Source organism: Sphingobium lactosutens, from assembly GCF_013393185.1.
Lineage (GTDB): Bacteria > Pseudomonadota > Alphaproteobacteria > Sphingomonadales > Sphingomonadaceae > Sphingobium > Sphingobium lactosutens_A.
In genome coordinates, this window is sequence record NZ_QJQX01000039.1 from 13,154 (window position 1) to 32,435 (window position 19,282).

Consider the following 19,282-nt stretch of genomic DNA (forward strand, 5'->3'; position numbering starts at 1 on the left):
ACCCGTGACCTGCAAAACATCCCAGGAACTCAATCCGCCGATTTTCGGGATCGGGCCGTCCACACGCTATTGCGAACAGCCAATGCCGCTGGGCACCCGGCTGTTCGGAATGTGCGGCGTGGCGATGGTCGCTGTCCTGATATTAAGTGGCGCCTTCTTCACCTGGACGGTCTTCCGCCCGGTAAAGGAGCCGTCGCATCTGAGCCTGTTCGATGTTGCGCCGCCGGCAGCCCCACCCGAACCCGTCAACGAAACGCCGCCTCAGCCGGAACAGGTTCGGAAAGAACGGGTGGAGCCGTTGCCTGAGCAGCCAAAGCAGCCGCCAGCGGAAATTCAGCTTCCTGCTGACAATGTCCTCCCCGTTCCCGTGGTGAAGCCGGTAGCCGACCCCAGCCTGCCGGTGAAAAACAGGACTGCTGCTGAAACAAGGCCTCAACCGCCCGCGCCGGAACAGAATAACGCAAAGCCAACGTGGGAAGGCATGGTGCTTGGCGCACTCAACAAGGTGAAGCGCTATCCGCGCAATGCCGCCCTTCGCCGCCAGCAGGGCGTGCCCTATATCCGTTTCGTGATGGACCGGGAGGGCAAGCTGCTGTCGTCCCGCATCGAGCGATCATCGGGGTTTCGCGCACTTGACGATGAGGCGGTCGCCCTGCCCAAACGGGCGCAACCACTGCCCAAGCCGCCCGCAGAGGTGAAGGGCGATACGATAGAACTGATCGTACCGGTCGAGTTCTTCATGCGATGATGGAGTGAAGGCGAGACACTCAGGATGCGTTTTCGACGACTGACACTGGTCGCCCTCCGATCGAGAGAATCATGTTGAACGGTAAATATCTTCGACCTGGATTTTCCGGTGCTAGGTGTCGAGAACGGCCCGGTTTCCGACACCCTTCGATCATTTCACCAAGTCACCGCAGGAAAACTCGACGGGAACGACCAGTTCGATCGTATCTCCCGGCTTGTCATTCGGCGGCTTGGGGAGTGGCTGTGCCCGCTTGGGAAGAGCCACGGCTTCGCGGTCAAGATCGGGAAAGCCCGATGATCGTTCGAGCCGTGACGATAAGACCTTACCCGCCCGATCCATGACGAAGCGGATATAGGGCACGCCCTGTTGCCGCCTGCTCAGGGCAAGGCGGGGATAACGTCGATGGGACGCGAGTTGACTAAGAACCCGACCCTCCCAGGTATCGGGCGTATTGCCGGTTACCTGTGGAGCCACAGGCGCAGGTTCGGTCTTGGGCGCTGTGGCCTCGACCGTCATCGGGGTCGGATCAATCGGGGAGGGACGGTAGTTTGATCGGCTCCATCTTTGGCCGATCCAGGGACGTTTGCTTTATCTCGATCGGTTCCGGTGCGTCCTTTTCTTCCGGCGGCGTCTCGGGTGGCGAGGCTGGTGGCCGCAAATTTACGACGGTGAGAGCGGGCGCTGCCCCCACGGGAACAAAGCGGCTGTGCCACTCAATCGCCAACAGTTCGCAGCCAGTCACATGCCAAGTTTCCCTTTGTCGCGAGCGAGGCATTTGGTGGGGGAAACGCCGACGGCGCCTCCTCCGTCGGGCAAGCGCTCCCATGTAAAATCAGGCCCATAGCGCTCCACCTTCTCGGCTGAACAATGCACCTTCAAATGCCGGAACTAAACACCTACCCCATTCGAGGGGGCTTGGCTCGACTACCGCCAACAAATATTCTCCACACTCGCCTGGTGAACGATGCCTGACATGCCACCCCGCGACATCAAGTTCGAATGCATCCAACGCATCGGCGATATGCGCACGACCATGCGGACAGCGTCTGTGGCAAACGGATTTGAAGGAAACTTATCCGCGCCCGACAAAAGGCATGTTGGTTGCCATCAATGTCATGAACTGGACATTGGCCTCCGGCGGCAGCCCGTCCATATAAGCGACCGCCTCCCCCACCTGCGCTACATCCATCACCGGTTCGGGCATGCGCTCGCCATTGGCCTGGGGCACGCCGGCCGACATCCGATCGCCCATGGCGCTGCTTGCATTGCCGATGTCGATCTGGCTGCACGCGATGCCGAACGGCCGGCCATCCAGCGCGGTCGATTTGGTGAGGCCTGTCACCCCATGTTTGCTGGCGGTATAGGCGATCGAGTCCGGGCGGGGGCTATGCGCGGAAATCGAGCCATTGTTGATGATGCGTCCGCCCTGCGGCACCTGCGCCTTCATCACGCGAAACGCCGCCTGAAGGCAGAGGAAAGCCCCGGTCAGATTGGTGTCGATCACCCGGCGCCAGTCGCTTTCCGCCAACCGGTCGATCGACACGTCCACCACATTCACGCCCGCATTGTTGAACAGCAGGTCGACCCGGCCGAACGCCGCGACCGTCGCGTCGAACAGGGCGGTGACGCTCGCCCCGTCGGTGACGTCGGTGGGAACCGGCAGATGCCCCACCCCCTCCAGCAACGCCAGCGTCTCCGCCAGCCCCTCCGCGCGCCGTCCAGCCAGCGCCAGCCGATAGCCGCGCCGGTCGAGCGCAATCGCCACCGCCCGGCCGATACCGCTGCCAGCGCCGGTAATGACGGCGACCCGGCCATTCATGGCAAAACCGTGGGCAGGGCGCTCGGCAGCGGCGCACCGGCCAGCAGCGCGTCCACATTGGCCAGCACCAGATCGGCCATCGCCTTACGCGTTTCAACGGTACCGCTGGCGATATGGGGCGCCAGCGCAGTGCGATCGCTGGCAATCAGGCCGGCGGGCACGACCGGTTCGTCCGCGAACACGTCCAGCGCCGCGCCGGCGATCGTGCCGCGCTCCAGCGCCACGACCAGCGCATCCTCGTCCACCACGCTGCCGCGCGCGACATTGACCAGATAGCCTTCCGGTCCCAGCGCCTCCAGCACCGCTCCGTCGATCAGGCCGCGCGTCTCCTCGGTCGCGGCGCAGGCCAGCACCAGCACATCGCTGTTCCGTGCCAGTGCACGCAGGTCAGGCTCGAACCGATAGGGCGCATCCTTGGGCATGCGGCCATGATAGGCGATCGGCCCGAACGCCGCCAGCCGATCCGCCGTTGCCCGGCCGATATGGCCCAGCCCGACGATGCCGAACCGCCGCCCCGTCACCTTGCGCTTCAGGGGAAAGCCTTCCTCCAGCCAGCGCCCGCCGCGCACGAAGCGATCCGCCGCCGGCAATCCGCGCAGCAGGCCGATAGTCAGCCCCACCGCCAGATCAGCAACGTCCTCGGTCAGCACGCCGGGCGTCGTGCTGACGGCAACACCCCGGCCCTGCGCGTAGGGCACATCGACCTTATCAAAACCTACGCCATTAATGGCGATCAGCCCCAATGAGGGCAGAGCGTCGATCAGGTCATTGGTGCAGCCCAGATGCCCGCCCGTCACGACGATCTTGGCGCTCTCGGCCTCCGTCGCCAGCCACGCGCGCTGCGCCACCGCGTCCAGTTCGAACCAGCGCACCACCGGGCCACGTTCGGCCAACTGCGCCTCCAGATAATCGGACAGCGGGCAAAGCTGCAACACGACCCCTTGTTCCATGATCCCGCTTCCCTTTTAGATGACGGACAGGATGCCGCCATCGACATAGATGGTCTGGCCGTTGATGAAATTGGATGCGGACGAAGCAAGGAACACGGCCGCACCGTGCAGTTCCTCCAGCTTGCCCCAGCGACCGGCGGGCGTGCGCTGGCACAGCCAGGCGTCGAACACAGGGTCTTCCACCAAAGCCTTGTTCAGCGGCGTATCGAAATAGCCCGGCCCGATCGCGTTGACCTGCAACCCATGCCGCGCCCAGTCGGCGCACATGCCGCGCGTCAGATTTTTCACCGCGCCCTTGCTGGCGGTGTAGGGGGCGATGCCGGGGCGGGCCAGTTCGCACTGGACGCTGCCGATATTGATGATCTTGCCATGGCCGCGCGCAATCATGTGCGGCGCCACCGCTTTGCTGACATAATAGACGCTGTCCAAATTGGTCGCCATCAGCTCGCGCCAGTCATCGTCATTGAAGCTGTCGAGCGGCGCGCGGCGCTGGATGCCGGCATTATTGACCAAGATGTCGATCGCCCCGACGTCCGCCTCGATTTCCGCTATGCCGGCGTTGACCGACGGCTGATCGGTGACGTCGAACAGGCTGGTCGCGACCGCGATGCCCTGCGCCGCCAATTGCGCCGCCGCCGCGTCCAGCGCTTCTTGACTGCGACCGTTCAGCACCACGCGGGCACCGGCCTGCCCCAGCGCCGTCGCGATCGAAAAACCGATACCGCGCGCCGCGCCGGTGACAAGCGCCGTGCGCCCTTCAAGAGAGAAAAGGGTCATGTGGGAAACCTCCATACTTACCTTTCAGCGTAGAAAGGGACCGGTCACATTGCAATCGACAATTTTCAATTTTTTATGTTTCATAACGTTATTGCGGCACGATGTGACAGATGATATCGGTCCCATTAAAGGAGAGACTCATGTTGGCTGCGATATGTCATGGGAAGAAGGATTTGCGGGTGGAATCCCGTGCGGAGCCGGCGCTGGCCGCCGATGAGGTCCGGGTCGGCGTCGCCTATGGCGGCATTTGCGGGTCGGACATGCACTATTATCATCGCGGTGCCGTAGGCGACTTTGCGGTGCGCGAGCCGATGGCATTGGGCCATGAAATTTCCGGCGTCGTGCTGGAGGTCGGATCGGCCGTCACCCATGTCGAACCGGGCATGAAGGCCGCGCTCGACCCCAGCCGCCCCTGCCTCACCTGCGACTATTGCCGCGCCGGCCGCATGAATCTCTGCACCGACATGATGTTCCTGGGCAGCGCCGGCCGTTTTCCCCATGTGCAGGGCGGCTTTGCGCAAACCCTGATTCTGCGCGGCGACCAGATCATCCCGGTCCCGGCCGATGCCGACCTGCTCGCTTTGTCGGTCGCCGAACCGCTGTCGATCGGCCTTCACGCCGTGAACCGCGCCGGCCCGCTGATGGGCAAGCGCGTCATCATCACCGGCTCCGGCCCGATCGGCCTGCTGACCGCGCGCTGTGCGATCCATGCCGGCGCGATCGAAGTGGTCTGCACCGATGTCGAGGATGCTGCGCTCGCCGTCGCCCGCGAACGCATGAACGCCACCCGCACCATCAATGTGGCGACCGATCCCGACGCGCTGGCCACCTATGCCAGTCCCGCCGGCCATTTCGACGTCGCGTTCGAAGCCTCCGGCGCACCGTCCGCCCTGCTCTCGCTCTTCCCCATCGTCCGGCGCGGCGGCCGCATCGTCCAGGTCGGCATGCTTCCCCCCGGCACCGCCCCGATCCCGGTCAACCCGTTGCAATCGCGCGAGATCGAGTTTGTCGGCGCCTTTCGCGCCAATGGCGAGTTTCGCCTCGCCGTCGACCTGATCGTCAGCGGCGCGATCGACGTTTCGCCGATCCTGTCGGGCACCTTCCCGCTGGAACAATCGGTCGACGCCTTTGAACAGGCCGGCGACCGCTCGCGCTTCGTCAAACTGCACATCGCCATCAACAAGGATATCCTGTGATTACGCGCACCGCCATTTTCGAAGGCACGATCAAACCGGGCTATGAGGATCGCTTCCGTGACGAAGTCCGCACCCGCCTCGCCCCTCTCTGGAGCCAGTTCCCCCAAGCCAGCAATGTCCGCCTCTTCTTCGTCGATCAGGTCGATGACGGCGCGCCGCCGATCGCGATGATGCAGCAGGTCGACTATCCCTCGCTCGCCGCGCTGGAAGAAGCGCTGGCCTCGCCTATCCGCACCCAGGCCCGCGCCCTCACGCTGGAATTGCTGGAGATGTTCGAGGGGCGTTTCTACCACACCATCAGCGGCGGCAACGCAGTGGCCGCAACCGCCTGACGCTGATATGCGACTAGGATCGCAGCCATCAGGAAAGCCCCGCCCATGAGCCGTCTCCCCCGCGAAACCACCGCCGCCACCGAGCCGAAACCCGGCCGGCGCGCGTCCCAGCGCCCGACCATCCGCGACGTGTCGCGGCTGGCCGGCGTGTCGCGCATGACGGTGTCGCGGGTGCTGAGCGATCCCGAACTGGTCCTGCCGACCACGCGGGACAAAGTGCTGAAGGCCGTCGCCGACCTCGGCTACGTACCCGACAAGACCGCCGGCAGCCTGTCCAGCCGCCGCACCGGCTTCATCGCGCTGATGCTCCCGACGCTGACCAACGCCAACTTCGCCGCGGTCGCCCATGGCCTGACGGAGGCATTGCGAGAGGCCAATTATCACCTGCTGATCGCCTATACCGACTATGACATGGCGGAGGAGGAACGGCAGCTTTTGAACCTGCTCGCTCGCCGGCCCGAAGCCATCGTGCTGACCGGGGCGATGCACCGGCGCAATGCGTCGCGCATGCTGATGGCCGCCGACGTGCCGGTGGTGGAGATTGCCGACCTGCCCAGCCAGCCGATCGAACATGCGATCGGCTTTTCCAACTATCAGGTCGGCCGCACCGCCGCCCGCTACCTGCTCGATCGCGGCTTCACCCGCATCGGCGCGCTGGCCGCTTCGCCCGACGGCGAAGTCACCGACCATCGCGGCGAAGAGCGCATGCGCGGGTTCGAGGATGAACTGCGCCTCGCCCGCCTGCCCACCGACGCCGTGCTGCGCCATGGCAGCGCCCCGGTCAGCTTCCACCATGGCGCCACCGCCTTCCGCGCTTTAGTGGAGGCACAGCCGGATATCGAGGCGATCTTCGCCGTGTCCGACCTCTCCGCCGTCGGCGCGGTAATGGAGGCGCAGCGCATGAACCTCCGTATCCCAGAAGACATCTCCATCATGGGCTTCGGCGATTTCGAAATCGGGCGGGAGATCAATCCCGCCCTCACCACCATCCATGTCGACTTTCGCGCGCTGGGGCTTCGCACCGGCAAGATGCTGGTCGACATGCTCGCCAGCGATGCCACCCCGGCCCCGTCCGTCGTCGACGTGGGCCTGCGCATCGTGGAGCGGGCCTCCATCAAGGATAAATAAGATGCAGCTTGCGGTCATCGGCGTGGGTGTCATGGGATCGGCGATCGCCGGCCGCCTGCTGGACAGCGGGGCCACTCTTCACCTCTACGACCGCGATCCTGCGCAGATGGCGCCGCTGGTCGCACGCGGCGCGATCGCCGCCGCCAGCGCGCGCGAAGCGACCGCCAGCGCAGACCATGTCATCATCAGCCTGAACAGCGCCGCCATCGTCGAACAGGCCGTCTTCGGGCCAGACGGCGTCGCGCAGGCGGCGGACGCCAGCAAGCTCCTCATCGACATGTCCAGCATCGACGCCGGTCGCACCGCCACCATGGCGCAGCGGCTGCGGGAAGAAACCGACATGGGCTGGGTCGATGCGCCTTTGTCGGGTGGCGCGCCCGCCGCCGCACAGGGGAAACTCACGCTGATGGTCGGCGGCACGACGGAGGATTTCGCCCGCGCCCGCAATGTGCTGGATCATCTTTCCACCAACATCACCCTGTTCGGGCCGCCGGGCGCGGGCCAGACGGTGAAACTGATCAATCAGATCCTCTGCGCCAATTACTTCATGGCCGTCGCCGAAGCGGTCCGCTTTGCCGAAGCCCATGGCGTCGACGCCACGCTGATCCCCGCCGCACTGGCCGGCGGCCGCGCCGACAGCCGCATCCTTCAGGAATATATGGCGAAAATGGCCCGGCGCGATTACACGCCGACCGGCCGGATCGACAATATGCTGAAAGATCTGGAGACGGTGCAGGCCTCCGCGCTGGCCACCCGCACGCCGTTGCCCGTCACCTCGCTGATCGCCGACCTGCACCGCATCGCCGTAGCCGGCGGCCTCGGCCCGGCGGACAGTGCCGCCTATATGCGCCTGTTCGACATGGATGGGGAGCAGCCGGCATGACCCGCGCCATCGTGGTGATGGGCGTAGCGGGCTGCGGCAAGTCGACCCTGGGTCGCGCTCTCGCCCAGCATCTCGGTTGGTCCTTCGTGGAGGGCGACCTTTGCCATCCGGCCGAAAATGTCGCCCGCATGACCGCCGGCTTGCCCCTGGACGACGCAGCGCGCCTGCCCTTCCTGCGCAATGTCGCCACGGCGCTAGCCGCATCGCATAATGGCGCCGTTGCCTCCTGCTCCGCGCTCAAGCGCGACTATCGCGACCTGATCCGCCGGCAGGTGGGCGACGTGCTGTTCACCCTGCCCCGTCTGTCGCGCGCCGATCTGGAACGGCGCATGGCGCAACGGCCCGGCCATTTCATGCCGACCTCCCTGCTCGACAGCCAGCTTGCCACGCTGGAACCGCCCGACCCGGACGAGCGGGCGTTGATCATCGACGGCAATCTGCCCGTCGCCGAACAGGTCCGCCAGATCGAAGCCGCGCTGCAATATTCATAAGGAGGCTGACGTCGCCAGCCCGCAAGACGAGAGGATGACCATGGCCCTGATGCCCCAGCCGGACATCGCCGCCCCCGACGCCACCGACCAGCGCCCATGGCCGAACCCGCGCCGGGCCTGGACCGTGGCGCTTTTGCTGTCGCTCGCCTCGATCGCGTCGCAGTTCGACCGGGTCGTCCTCAACCTGACCGTCGAACCGGTGAAGGCGGAATTTGGCCTCGACGACACCAGCTTCGCGCTGTTGCAGGGGGTGGCGTTCGGCATCTTCTACACGCTGGGCGCGGTGCCGCTCGGCCGCCTCGCCGACCGCTATGAGCGGCGGATCGTATTGGGCATCAGCCTCTTTTTCTTCAGCCTCGCCTCCATGGCGTCGGGCCTGTCCCGCAACTTCTCCCAACTTTTCCTTTCGCGCGTCGCGGTCGGCTGCGGCGAAGCCAGCGTCACGCCCAGCGGCCTTTCGCTGCTCAGCGACCTCTTCCCGCCCGAAAAGCTCGGCCGCGCCGTCAGCGTCTTTTTCCTGAGCGCTCCATTCGGCATCGGCCTTGCCTTCATGGCCGGGGGCAAGCTGCTCCAGTCGCTCACCGAACGCTGGCATGGCACCGGCCTGCCCTTTGGCCTGGAACCCTGGCAGGCGGCCTTCCTGATTGTCGGCGCGCCCGGCCTGCTGCTCGCGCCGCTACTGCTGTTCATGAAGGAGCCGGAACGGCGCGGCCCCGGCGGCACGACCCCGCTCACCATCGCCGAAGTGCTGGGCGTCATCCGCGCCCGCCGCCGCGCGCTGGTGCTGATGTTCGCCGGCTTCTCGATGGTGACGGTGGTGAACTTCGCATACAATGTCTGGACGCCCGCGCTGTTCGCCCGCGTCTATGGCTGGACCCCGGCGCAGGTCGGCATCGGCTTTGGCCTTATCATGATGATCTGCGGCACGGGCGGTACCTATTTCGCCGGCTGGCTCAGCGACCGGCTGACCCGTGCCGGCCATGTCGACGCGCATCTGCGCGTCGCCGCCTTCGGCTTCCTCGCCTGTGGCGTCTTCGGCACGCTCGCCCCATTGATGCCCAACGCCTGGGCCGCGCTGGCGCTGATCGCGCCGGCCATGTTCCTCAGCTGCATGCCCGTCCCCTGCGCCGGCACCGCGCTGCAACTCATCCTCCCCAACCGCGCGCGGGGCCAGGTGACGGCGCTCTACATCATGGTGATCTCGCTGGTCGGCATCGGCATCGGCCCGGTGGTGATCGGCTTCATGACCGACCATCTCTTCACCGCCCCCACCGACATCCGCTATTCCCTCGCCATCGTCGTCGGCTGCGCCGCCCCGATCATGTGTGGCCTGCTGCTGCTGGCACTGAAGCCGTACAGGGCGCTAAGGCTGGCGGGGCTGGAGGGATAGGTCAGATATCTTCCCCCCTCCCTGAAAGGGAGGGACCGGGGGTGGGTAGGCACGCGAAGCGTGCCTTGATACCATCGCCCTTATGCGCCGCGTTCCAGAACATAGACCGCCAATGCCCGCGCCCTGCGAAACGGCCAGACCGACGCGGAACGGCTGATATGGAAACAACTATCTCGCTACCGGCCGCGCTTTACCCGGCAACTTGTCGTCGGTCCCTATATAGTGGACATGGCTTGCCGCACTGCAAAGCTGGCGCTGGAGTTTGATGGCTCCCAGCATGGTGATGCCCAAGCCTATGATGCACACCGCACGGCCTTTCTCGAAGAAGCCGGCTGGACGGTTCTGCGATTCTGGAACAGCGACGTGTTTGAAAATCTGGACGGTGTGCTGTCTGTGATACTGAATAAGACCGCCGAGTGCCTCGGCGGCGCCCACCCCCAGCCTTCGACAGAGTCACGTGCCTCTGTCGAACCTTTCAGGGAGGGGAGAAGAAGAGCCGACTGACGGCCAATCCTGTCCTACTCCCACCCAATCTGCTATCCCAGCCCCCGCTCTTTCCCATCGTCCGCACCCGCACCCCGCCACGACATAAAATGTCCAACATTTGTTCTGAAATGTCGCATTTAGCGGGAAATGTGCGAAGTTAAGCGCCGGCTTTCCTACAACAGGCACAAAAAAGCCCGATCGCGTGCAGTCGACCGGGCTTCCAGGGGAGAGGGATTAAGCCTTAAAGGCGATCGTCGATCGAGGAGCGGACGAAGCCTTCAGGGAAGTCTTCGACCTGATTGCCGACGATCGTATATTCCTTGGCGCGACCCGAAAAACGGCCTTCCAGTTCCATATAGCTTTGCGGATCGAACAGCGGCGTGGCGCTCATGCCCATGATGCCGGTCGCGTCGACCTTCTCGCAGGTATAGTCGCAACCCTGCTGGGCGAAATTGCGGATGCCATGTTCCAGCATCCCGTCCATCGCGGCCTTCAGCGTATAGTGCATCGTCATCATGTTGAAGCCGAGCGGATGGATCTGGTCCACCGTCACCGCCGGCTTGCCGTTGATGTTGCGCACGTCGGGGAACATCTTCCACCCCGGCACCTTGGACGAGACATATTGCGCGTGGGCCAGCGTGCCGATCTTGACCACGGTGGTCATCTTCGCACCCAGTTCATGCGCCAGCCGCATCCGCTCGCAGCCTTCGTCCATCTGCGTTTCCGGGTCGGCATTGGTCCGCGCGATCAGGAAGCAGTTGGTGCCTTCCAGCGCCGCGAGCGCCGCCCGCACCTTTTCCAGATAGCGTTCGCGCGGCAGCAGGCCGGTGGATTCCTCCATATCGTCGGCATCCTCCAACTGGAGCGCGGTCGCGCCCGCCATCGCCATGCGCCGGGCGCTGCGATAGACGGCCAGCGGCCCGCCAAAACCATCCTCGATATCGGCGGCCAGCGGAATGGGCGATGTCTGGCTGATGCGGCTGGTGATCCATTCCACATCGGTCAGGTTGCTGAAACCATAGTCGATCACGCCGTTCATCGCGATCGACACTTCGCCGCCCGACAGCATCATCGCTTCGAAGCCGACCATCTCCACCGCCCGCGCCGACGCACAGTCGTAGACGCAGGGGGCGACGATGCATTTGTCGCTGGTTTCGAGCAGTTGTTGCAGAGACTTTTTTGCCATGTGCTTGCCAATTTCCCTTGTTGAAACACTTACATGCGGATGCGGGCGCCGACCTTGAAGTAGCGGCCGATCGGGTCGAAATAGACCTGGTTCGTACCGCCCTGCGCGCTGGCGGCGAGCGGCGGGTCCTTGTCCAGCAGGTTATTGACTACGCCGAACAGCTCGAACTGGTCGTTCACCTTCACCGTCGCGCCAAGGTCGAGATAGAAGCGGCCGGCGACGCGATTATTGTTCACGCTATTGGGCAGGCCGGCGGAATAGCCGTCATCCTCCGGCCCGATCAGCGTCGTATCAAACACACCCTTGGGGATGTATTTGCCGTGCAGGTTCAGCGCCACGCTGCCCAGATCCCACAGCACCGTGCCGTCCACGATCCAGTCGGGTACGCCCGTCGTGGTGCCGGGGCGATAGCCGGTCTGGCCGGTGCGATCGATGCCGCCAATCTCCAGCTTGAGATAATGGGTGGCGAGCAGGCGGAAATCGAGGCTGCCGAGCTTGCCGACATCAGTGCGATAGCTGGCCTCGAAATCAATGCCGCGATTGCGCACCTGGCTGACATTCTGGAGTACGTCGCTGACACTGGTCAGGGAACCGGACGCATCGCGCTGGACATAGTTGCACAGCAACGCCTGCCCCGCAGCACAGCGGTCCACCACCACCTGCGCGCCCAGGGTCGAGATCGCGCCTTGCAGGTCGATATCATAATAGTCGACCGAGAAGCGGAAGTTACGCAGGAAGCCCTTGGGCGCCAGCACCACGCCCGCCGTCCAGGTATCGGCCTTTTCCGGCGACAATTGCTGGTTCGCTCCCGAATAGCTGTTGACCTGAATCTGCGCGCCATTGTTGAGCGGATCGACGATCGTAGTGCGCCCCAGCGTCACCGGACCGAACAATTCGGTCAGGTTGGGCGCCCGGATATCGCGCGACCGGGTGACGCGGAAGCGCACTTCCTCGATCGGGGCATAAACGCCGCCCAGCTTCCAGGTGGTGGCATCTACCGTCGTCGTGTCGAGACCGGGGCTGGAGCGCCGATAATGGGTCCGGCGAACCGCGCCATTCAATTCCAACGTCTGGGCGAAAGCCACGTCCTTCAGGATCGGCGCCTGCGCTTCCAGATAGGCTTCGGCCACGCGAATGCTGCCATTCACCGCCTTGCCATTGAAGGACCAGAAAGCGTTGGCGGTGGACAGTGCATCGGCGGTACCGACGGCCTTGTCGCTGCGATATTCGCCGCCCGCCGCGATCGAGAAGTCGCCACCCGGCAGCGCGAAGACCGCACCGTTGATATTGGCGGCGATGACATGCTCGGTCGTATCGGTCGTCTGGTATCCCGAAGGCGCGATATAGGCAGCGGCCTCTGGCGAGATATTGCCAGAGCCGAACAGGTTGATCGGCGCGCAATTGGGATCGTCATTCGCGGCGCTGGCATCGGCGTTAATGCCGCACACAATCTGCCCGTTGACGTTGACGGCATTGGCGGCGTTCGTGACGCGAGAAGCGACGACGTTGCCGGTATAGTCCTGCCGGAATTCGTTGCGGCCATATTGATAATAGGCGTCCCAGCGCCAGTTATCGCTGATCTTGCCCTCCAGCGACAGCACCGCACGATAAGTCTGGTTGTCGCTATGATTGACCGACCCGCCCAGGTCCATCAGCGCGCGGCCAAGGGTGAAGGAGGTGATTCCGTTCGCGTCCATGATAGCTGCGACACCATCGGGCAGATAGGCGTTGTTACGCTGAATCGTCTGCGTCGTGCGCGCCACCGACCCGATGACCATGCCCTTCGACCGGGCATAGGACAGGTCGACACTGGCCTTCAGCGTGTCGGAAAATTCGTAAGACGCCTGGCTGTAAGTAACGAACCGCTTGACCGGCGGAATCAGCAGGATGCCATCCAGAAAGCCGTTGCGCACGGACTCTTCACCACCTTGTGTGAAGAGCGGCGACGGATTGGCGCCATAAATTGTGCCGAAATTATAAGCGTGCGTCGTGCCGTTCGGATTGAACGCCAGCCCGCGCAACGGTCCCGAATTGGCGACGATCAGACCGCCCGAGGAAATCGTGCCGGTGCCGGCCGGGCCGCCACGGATGCTGGCGGGCAGCCCACCCGCACCAGCCGGCGTATTGCCGATGAGCTGTTCGCGCGGACACCAGCTACGGGTGTAGCAATCGCCCATCCCGTCCGACTTGTCATACTCGCCAGCGATCATGAAATGGCCGCGGTCGTCGGCGAATTTCGTCCCCCAGGCGAGCTGGGCATTTTGCTGCCCATAATCGCCCCGGCTGGAAATACCGGCCTGAATCGAGCCTTTGAGTCCTGTCAGGTCGCGATCGAGGATGAAGTTGACCACACCCGCCACCGCATCCGAGCCATAGGCGGCCGATGCGCCGCCGGTCACGACTTCGGTCCGCGATACCAGCGAACTGGGAATCAGGTTGACGTCGATCGTCCCCTGCGTGGTCGAGGGCACGAAGCGCTTGCCATCCAGCAGCACCAGCGTTCGGGTGGCACCCAAGCCGCGCAGGTCGAGCACGCGCGCACCGATGTTGCCGCCCACCGCTTGTTGCGTCGCCGGCGTCACCAGAGGACGAAAGGACGGCAATTCATTGAGGGCATCGCCGACATTGGTGATGGCGCGCTGGGCCAGCCGCTCTTCACCGACCACAGTGACGGGCGTGGGCGCATTGAAGCCGGACCGGGCGATGCGCGAACCGGTGACGACGATGTCGGCCGCGGCTGCCTCATCCACTTCGGCTTGTTGAGGGGCTGGCTGCGACACAACTTCCTGCGCCATGCTCGGCACGACCAGTGCGCACAAAGCCGCGCCGCCACCCATCAGTCCATATTTGAAGCGATTCACCAAAATGCGATGCATCAATTCATCCTCCCAACACTGCCGGATCTGTCATCCGATTGCTCGTGATATCGGTCACATTAACGAACATATCAGGACAAGGCAATCCCCTTCCAGGCAGGAAATGACATAGGCTTTAACCCCGAGAATTTGTCCAATACCCTTCATTTTTGGCTTTTTGTCGTTTAATTTTCAAAAAAGTCGACAGAAAAATCTGCCGATGCGAATCACGGACTTGGCCGTGATACCATGATTTGATATCGGTCCCATTAAATGCACATGGAAGGAAGAGGATCATATGGATATTCGCGCCGCCATCGTCGAAGCATCGGATCGCCCCATGGTCATCCGCCCCCTGACCATCGAGGCGCCCCGCCCCGGCGAACTGCTGGTGCGCTTGGTCGCCACCGGCGTCTGCCATACCGATGCGACCATGTGGCAACAGGGCGTACCCGTGCCCCAGCCGGTGGTGCTGGGCCATGAAGGCGCCGGCGTCGTCGAGCAGGTGGGCGAAGGCGTGACCGACATCCGGCCGGGCGATCCCGTCGTGATGAGCTATAATAGCTGCGGTGCCTGTCCCACTTGCTGTTCGGATCACAGCAGCTATTGCCACGACTTCTTCCCGCGCAATTTCTTCGGCACCCGGCCCGACGGCAGCAGCGCGCTGCGGGGAGAGGATGGCAGCCCAGTCTTCGCCAACATCTTCGGCCAATCCTCCTTCGCGACCCATGCCATCTGCCATGTCCGCAATGCGGTGGTGGTGCCGCGCGACCTGGACCTGCGCATCGCCGGGCCGCTGGGCTGCGGCATACTGACCGGCGCCGGCGCGGTGATGAACGCTCTGAAGGTCCAGCCAGGCCAGAGCGTTGTCGTGCTGGGGGCCGGCTCGGTTGGCCTGTCAGCCATCATGGCGGCCAAGGTAGCGGGTGCCACCTCGATCATTGCGGTAGACCTGAACCCGGACCGGCTGACGCTGGCCGCCGAACTCGGCGCGACGCTGACCATCAATGGCGGCACCGAAGACCCGGTCGCTCATGTGCTGGCGACCCTCCCCGCCGGTGTGGACTTCGCGATCGACTGCACCGGCCTGCCCGCCGTCATCCAGCAGGGCGTCGCTATGCTCGGCGTACGGGGTACCTGTGGCATCGTCGGCGCGGCAGCGCCGGGCACGATGTTCCAAGCCGATGTCTCCCACATCATGAGCGGCGGCCGCACGATCCGCGGTATCGTGGAAGGAGACGCCGATCCAAAGGCATTTATCCCGCAACTGGTGGCACTATACCAGGCGGGTCAGTTCCCCTTCGACCGGTTGATCCGCTTCTACCCGTTCGAAGCGATCAACGACGCCTTTTCCGATTCCGAAAATGGCGCCGCGATCAAACCGGTCCTGCTGTTCGAATCGTCTGGAGATGGGTGTTGAACATGGGATGGTCCTCCCCATTTCCCTCGGACTGAATATGATATCTGTCCTGAAAGAGGAAAGAGTGGACCGATGGCTGGATATATTCCTGGCTGGACATGACGGGCGAGGATATGCTGCGCTGCCCTATGCGCCGATAAAAGTAACCCCGCCGCAGCAAGATGCGCGGCGGGGCCAAGGTTCAGGGAGGTCACCCTAAAGGGGAAAAGGGTGATGAGACGAATATAGGGAGCGGCGATGAACCTTCAATGACGAATGCTTACAGTTGCTGTTCACCTACATTGATCTGGACCCGATCGATTCTGGACTGCACAGACATCAGCCGATCGCGAACGCGCGTCAGTTCAGCACATTGCCCGTAGCAAGCTGCGTCAGCCAGACGGTGAGGTCGGTCGGGTTGGGAGCGACGGTACCATCGCGATTCCACAATATCCGGTCGCTGTCCGTCACCGGCGGATCGACCGGCGGGATTGTCGCGACCGTCAGTCGTACGCTACCTCGCGCGGTCAGGCTAGTGACTGCCCTTACCAGTGCACTCCCCTCGTCCGGCACAAGCCCGGTATCGAGGCCAAGCCGGGCGCCGATGAGCGCGCGGCGCAGATCGACGATCGCCTGACAGCGCCCATCGACCATCTGCTCATCGAACAGGGCAGCCGAAAGGCTGGAATCGAAGCTCAACCCGCGCCGTGACAAATGGGTCGAGCCGACCATAGCGAACATATCGTCCACGATCACCACCGTCGTCATCAGCCGCAGCGACCTGCCTGCACCGGCGCTGGGGCAGAAGGTGGCGAAGCGCCCTGGCGCGGCGGCATCGAGTGCGGTTAGCGCCGATTTCAGCGCGTCAGCGCGGACGCGGGCATAATCCTTGGGCGCATTGACATAGCTGTCGACCGGCACGCACAGCACCGCATGCAGCGCCGGCTGCGCGGTAAGCCGATCGGCAAGAGCCTGAACGGGGCGCAATATCTTCTCTCCGCTGCCGATCGTCGCAAGGTCCAACGCCGGGGTTTCGAGATAGACGAAATCCTCCGCCCGTTCGAACGCGGCCTTCAGCGCGATCGCGCCCTCCTGCAACCCACGCCCCGCCGCCAGCGCCCGCCGTGCGAGGGCGCGCTGCTGCACCGCCTCGCGCCCGCTCGCCGGAGCCGGAATAGTGATCGAAGGATGGGTGCCGTACCAGTTGCGCTGCGCCGCCTCGTCGCCGTCGAAGGGATAGGCGTGGCTGCTGTCGGTCACTTCGCCATCAAGCCCGCGCTCGCCCTCCACCCCGGCGGATTGCGTGCGCAGCGCAGCAGCCCACAGAGCGGCACCGTTCGGATCAGTCGCCATGTCGGTACGCGCAAGAGCTGCGGCAACCATGGCCGGCGTGGCGGCATCGGCGACAGCGCCAAGCGCCTCGGCGAACAGCAGCGCAGCCGGCCCCTGAAGGTCGATGCCTACCCCTGCCACCTCGGTCGTCGCCGGCGCGCCTGGATGCCCCGATTGGGCCAGCCCAAGCTCATGATAGCGTGATAATGCGGGCGGTGGCAGGAGCACGGCGCGCGCGGTGGTCGCGTCGAATGTCACGCCGGCACTCGTCAAGGCCTGCTGCGACGGGAGCGGCGTGCCGGGTCCAGAGGGTCGCGTCACGCCATCGCGGGCCTGCTCAGCTACCGTCGCGCCACTTACCGCAAGCGTTGTCGCCGGACTTCCGACCGGTTCGGTGCGGAAGGCGGGCTGCGTCAGCAGGACGCGATCGTTCGCCGCAAGCGACCGGATCACCGTATCCGCAGCAAAGGCGGCCGCTGGTACAGTGGCGGGATCGATCAGGCTGGCGGTCGCGCCGTCGTCATGCACCAGCGTCATGCCCGGCAGGATGCCCGTGACCGCGCCGGTGTTGGCAAAGCGGTCTTGCTCGCAGGCGATGATCGCGCCCGATGCGCTGCCCCAAGCCAATAGCGCGCCGCCCGAATCCAGTGGCCGCTTGAAGCGGATCTCGCCATAAAGGCGCGTACCGCCGCCGTGCGCGAGCAATGCTGTGGCGCCGAGATCGGAGTCGTCGTTCTTGCCGTCGGGCAGCAACGCGACGAGGCTCACCTTGCCGTCGGCGCGTACCCTGCCGGCGCCGCCATCCGTCGCCTTGCGGCGGCCGTTCGTCAGATCGACGGCGTTGGGCCAGACACGCAGCATCGCTCCGGCAAGGGAGGGATCGAGCGTGAATTCCAGCAGGGCGCGCTGGCCGGCAATCGTGGTGCCGGTCGCTGTGCCTCCCCCGGTCAGCGCACGCGTGGTCGGCGTCGGCAGATGGGTGGGAAAAGGATCGGCATCGTCCGCCAGCGGCTGCAACGGCCCATAGTCGCGATCGAGTTGTGGGATGACGAGCAGCGCGGGGGCGCTGCCCTGCAACAGCGCGACGAGACCATCCGCCGCTTCATCGATGCTCGGCCGGGTGACGGAGGCGGCCGCATCGTCGCGCACGGCGCGCGCCACGCCCACGCGGGTGCTGGCGCGGTTCTGGTTGGCGGCGCGGCGAGTCTCGCCACCCGTCGGTGTGGTCGATACCGGCGATCGGGGCTGGCCCGTCAGATGCCCCTCGATATCGATCAGGGCGATACGCGCATAATCGCGCTCAAGCCCGGTGGCGACAGGGCCGCTCGGCCACAGGTTGAGAGTGGATGTCCAGCGCCCGTGCGGCAGCAACGCCGCTCGCGGAACGGGCGCGGTATCGGGCGTCGGCGCGGTGGAGAAGGCCACCGTAACCGCCGCCGTCCCGCTCGCCGCGCGGACGATGTCGGTCGCTGTTCCGCTCGCCCCCCCAATGGTCGTGCGGCCGAGCAACAGCGGCGCCACCGGTCCTTCATGGGCGCTGACGACATGCACGTTTCGCGCGGCGGTGGCGGCGCAAGTCCGCTGATTGCCTGAACCGGCCCAGAGATTGTCGAACAGTGTGGTCGCCAGATGCGCCCACCAGGCGGCCACGGCGCCGGGATCGATCGCCCTGCCCCGCCGGTCGAACGCCCATAGCCGGAAGCTGGAGGTATCGAGCGACAGCAGCGCATCGCCATCACCAATGATCGCGCCGGGGCCGCGCAGGACAGTAGCCGGGCTCTTGCCGTTGGTGAGCGCACCAGACGTGCCGTCCAGTCCGATTTCGTCGAGCTTCAGCTTGTCGGTATAGCTGGCTGGGAACGACATCGGCCACAGGTCGGCAATGGCCGTGACCGTGCTCGACGTGGTGATGCTTGTCGCCTCGATCGCGAACCAGCGCACCGCAGGTCGGGTCGGCACCGTAGCAGTGCTGCCGTCGGGCGATGGTATTTCCTTCATCAGCGCGTGCAACCGCGCCTCTACCTCAGGCAGCACCCGGAACAGCGCCACGAGGTTGTTGTCGCTGAAGGCCGGCTTGCCATTCGCCGCCCTTAGCAGTGCGAGGCCGGACGGCCGGGTCGGCGTGGCGAAATAGAGCGACAATATGCCCCGCGCCGGCGGCTGCCATTTGGTGGCGCCGCTTGGCGTGATCGTCACCGAAAGGTCGCTGGCGGGCGTCGTCAGAGACAGGCCGGAGTCGCTGAACCACGCGCCGATGACAGGGGACGCCATGCCAAGGCTGGAGGGATCGGGAACGAGCGCGCGCGCCAT

Annotated in this window: 16 protein-coding genes; 9 read left to right on the forward strand and 7 right to left on the reverse strand. The window is 64.6% G+C overall.

What is annotated here, in order from left to right; all coding sequences use genetic code 11:
- The first annotated feature begins 82 nt into the window (after positions 1-82).
- Positions 83-748 (forward strand): energy transducer TonB family protein, encoded by a 666-nt coding sequence (locus DM806_RS09100; RefSeq protein ID WP_179042915.1) that lies wholly within the window; start codon positions 83-85, stop codon positions 746-748.
- A 150-nt stretch (positions 749-898) separates the two neighbouring features.
- Here the strand turns inward: DM806_RS09100 and DM806_RS27215 are convergent, their stop codons facing one another.
- From DM806_RS27215 to DM806_RS09120, 4 genes are all read right to left on the reverse strand, one after another.
- Positions 899-1,264: an energy transducer TonB family protein gene (locus tag DM806_RS27215; protein WP_256869181.1), complete on the reverse strand. Its 366-nt coding sequence runs from the start codon at positions 1,262-1,264 to the stop codon at positions 899-901.
- 556 nt (positions 1,265-1,820) lie between these two features.
- Complete coding sequence (locus tag DM806_RS09110; RefSeq protein ID WP_179042916.1) at positions 1,821-2,567, reverse strand: SDR family oxidoreductase; 747 nt, start codon at positions 2,565-2,567, stop codon at positions 1,821-1,823.
- Positions 2,564-3,517: a 2-hydroxyacid dehydrogenase gene (locus DM806_RS09115; RefSeq protein WP_179042917.1), complete on the reverse strand. Its 954-nt coding sequence runs from the start codon at positions 3,515-3,517 to the stop codon at positions 2,564-2,566. Before DM806_RS09115 ends, DM806_RS09110 begins: the two co-directional genes overlap by 4 nt.
- Positions 3,518-3,532: 15 nt before the next feature.
- Entirely contained in the window at positions 3,533-4,294 is a 762-nt protein-coding gene (locus DM806_RS09120; protein ID WP_179042918.1) for an SDR family oxidoreductase, read from the reverse strand.
- A 179-nt stretch (positions 4,295-4,473) separates the two neighbouring features.
- Here DM806_RS09120 and DM806_RS09125 point away from each other — a divergent pair, with 179 nt between their 5' ends.
- The 7 genes from DM806_RS09125 to DM806_RS09155 all read left to right on the forward strand — a co-directional run bounded on the left by DM806_RS09125 (position 4,474) and on the right by DM806_RS09155 (position 10,218).
- A complete protein-coding gene (locus tag DM806_RS09125; RefSeq protein ID WP_372859414.1) occupies positions 4,474-5,490 on the forward strand; it encodes an L-idonate 5-dehydrogenase in 1,017 nt (338 codons plus the stop codon).
- Positions 5,487-5,822: a hypothetical protein gene (locus DM806_RS09130; RefSeq protein ID WP_179042920.1), complete on the forward strand. Its 336-nt coding sequence runs from the start codon at positions 5,487-5,489 to the stop codon at positions 5,820-5,822. Before DM806_RS09125 ends, DM806_RS09130 begins: the two co-directional genes overlap by 4 nt.
- A 45-nt stretch (positions 5,823-5,867) precedes the next feature.
- Positions 5,868-6,950: a LacI family DNA-binding transcriptional regulator gene (locus DM806_RS09135; protein ID WP_218647424.1), complete on the forward strand. Its 1,083-nt coding sequence runs from the start codon at positions 5,868-5,870 to the stop codon at positions 6,948-6,950.
- Position 6,951: 1 nt separating this feature from the next.
- Entirely contained in the window at positions 6,952-7,833 is an 882-nt protein-coding gene (locus DM806_RS09140) for an NAD(P)-dependent oxidoreductase (protein WP_179042921.1), read from the forward strand.
- Positions 7,830-8,324 carry a gluconokinase gene (locus DM806_RS09145; RefSeq protein WP_218647425.1) on the forward strand — a complete coding sequence of 165 codons (495 nt, stop codon included), beginning with the start codon at positions 7,830-7,832 and terminating at the stop codon, positions 8,322-8,324. The genes DM806_RS09140 and DM806_RS09145 overlap by 4 nt, the downstream gene beginning before the upstream one ends.
- A 34-nt stretch (positions 8,325-8,358) precedes the next feature.
- Positions 8,359-9,714, forward strand: a complete 1,356-nt coding sequence (locus tag DM806_RS09150; protein WP_179042922.1) for a spinster family MFS transporter — start codon at positions 8,359-8,361, stop codon at positions 9,712-9,714.
- 156 nt (positions 9,715-9,870) lie between these two features.
- Positions 9,871-10,218: an endonuclease domain-containing protein gene (locus tag DM806_RS09155; RefSeq protein ID WP_372859454.1), complete on the forward strand. Its 348-nt coding sequence runs from the start codon at positions 9,871-9,873 to the stop codon at positions 10,216-10,218.
- A gap of 223 nt (positions 10,219-10,441) precedes the next feature.
- On the opposite strand, the gene DM806_RS09160 is transcribed toward DM806_RS09155, so the two are convergent.
- Both DM806_RS09160 and DM806_RS09165 read right to left on the reverse strand, forming a co-directional pair.
- Entirely contained in the window at positions 10,442-11,386 is a 945-nt protein-coding gene (locus DM806_RS09160; RefSeq protein WP_179042923.1) for an isocitrate lyase/PEP mutase family protein, read from the reverse strand.
- Positions 11,387-11,415: 29 nt separating this feature from the next.
- Entirely contained in the window at positions 11,416-14,262 is a 2,847-nt protein-coding gene (locus DM806_RS09165) for a TonB-dependent receptor (RefSeq protein ID WP_179042924.1), read from the reverse strand.
- 277 nt (positions 14,263-14,539) lie between these two features.
- On the opposite strand from DM806_RS09165, the gene DM806_RS09170 reads away from it, so the two are divergent.
- Entirely contained in the window at positions 14,540-15,661 is a 1,122-nt protein-coding gene (locus DM806_RS09170) for an NAD(P)-dependent alcohol dehydrogenase (RefSeq protein WP_179042925.1), read from the forward strand.
- Between the two features lie 339 nt (positions 15,662-16,000).
- Here DM806_RS09170 and DM806_RS09175 read toward each other — a convergent pair whose 3' ends face one another.
- The gene (locus DM806_RS09175) at positions 16,001-19,282 is read right to left on the reverse strand and encodes a hypothetical protein (protein ID WP_179042926.1); all 3,282 of its coding nucleotides are present in this window, start codon (positions 19,280-19,282) and stop codon (positions 16,001-16,003) included.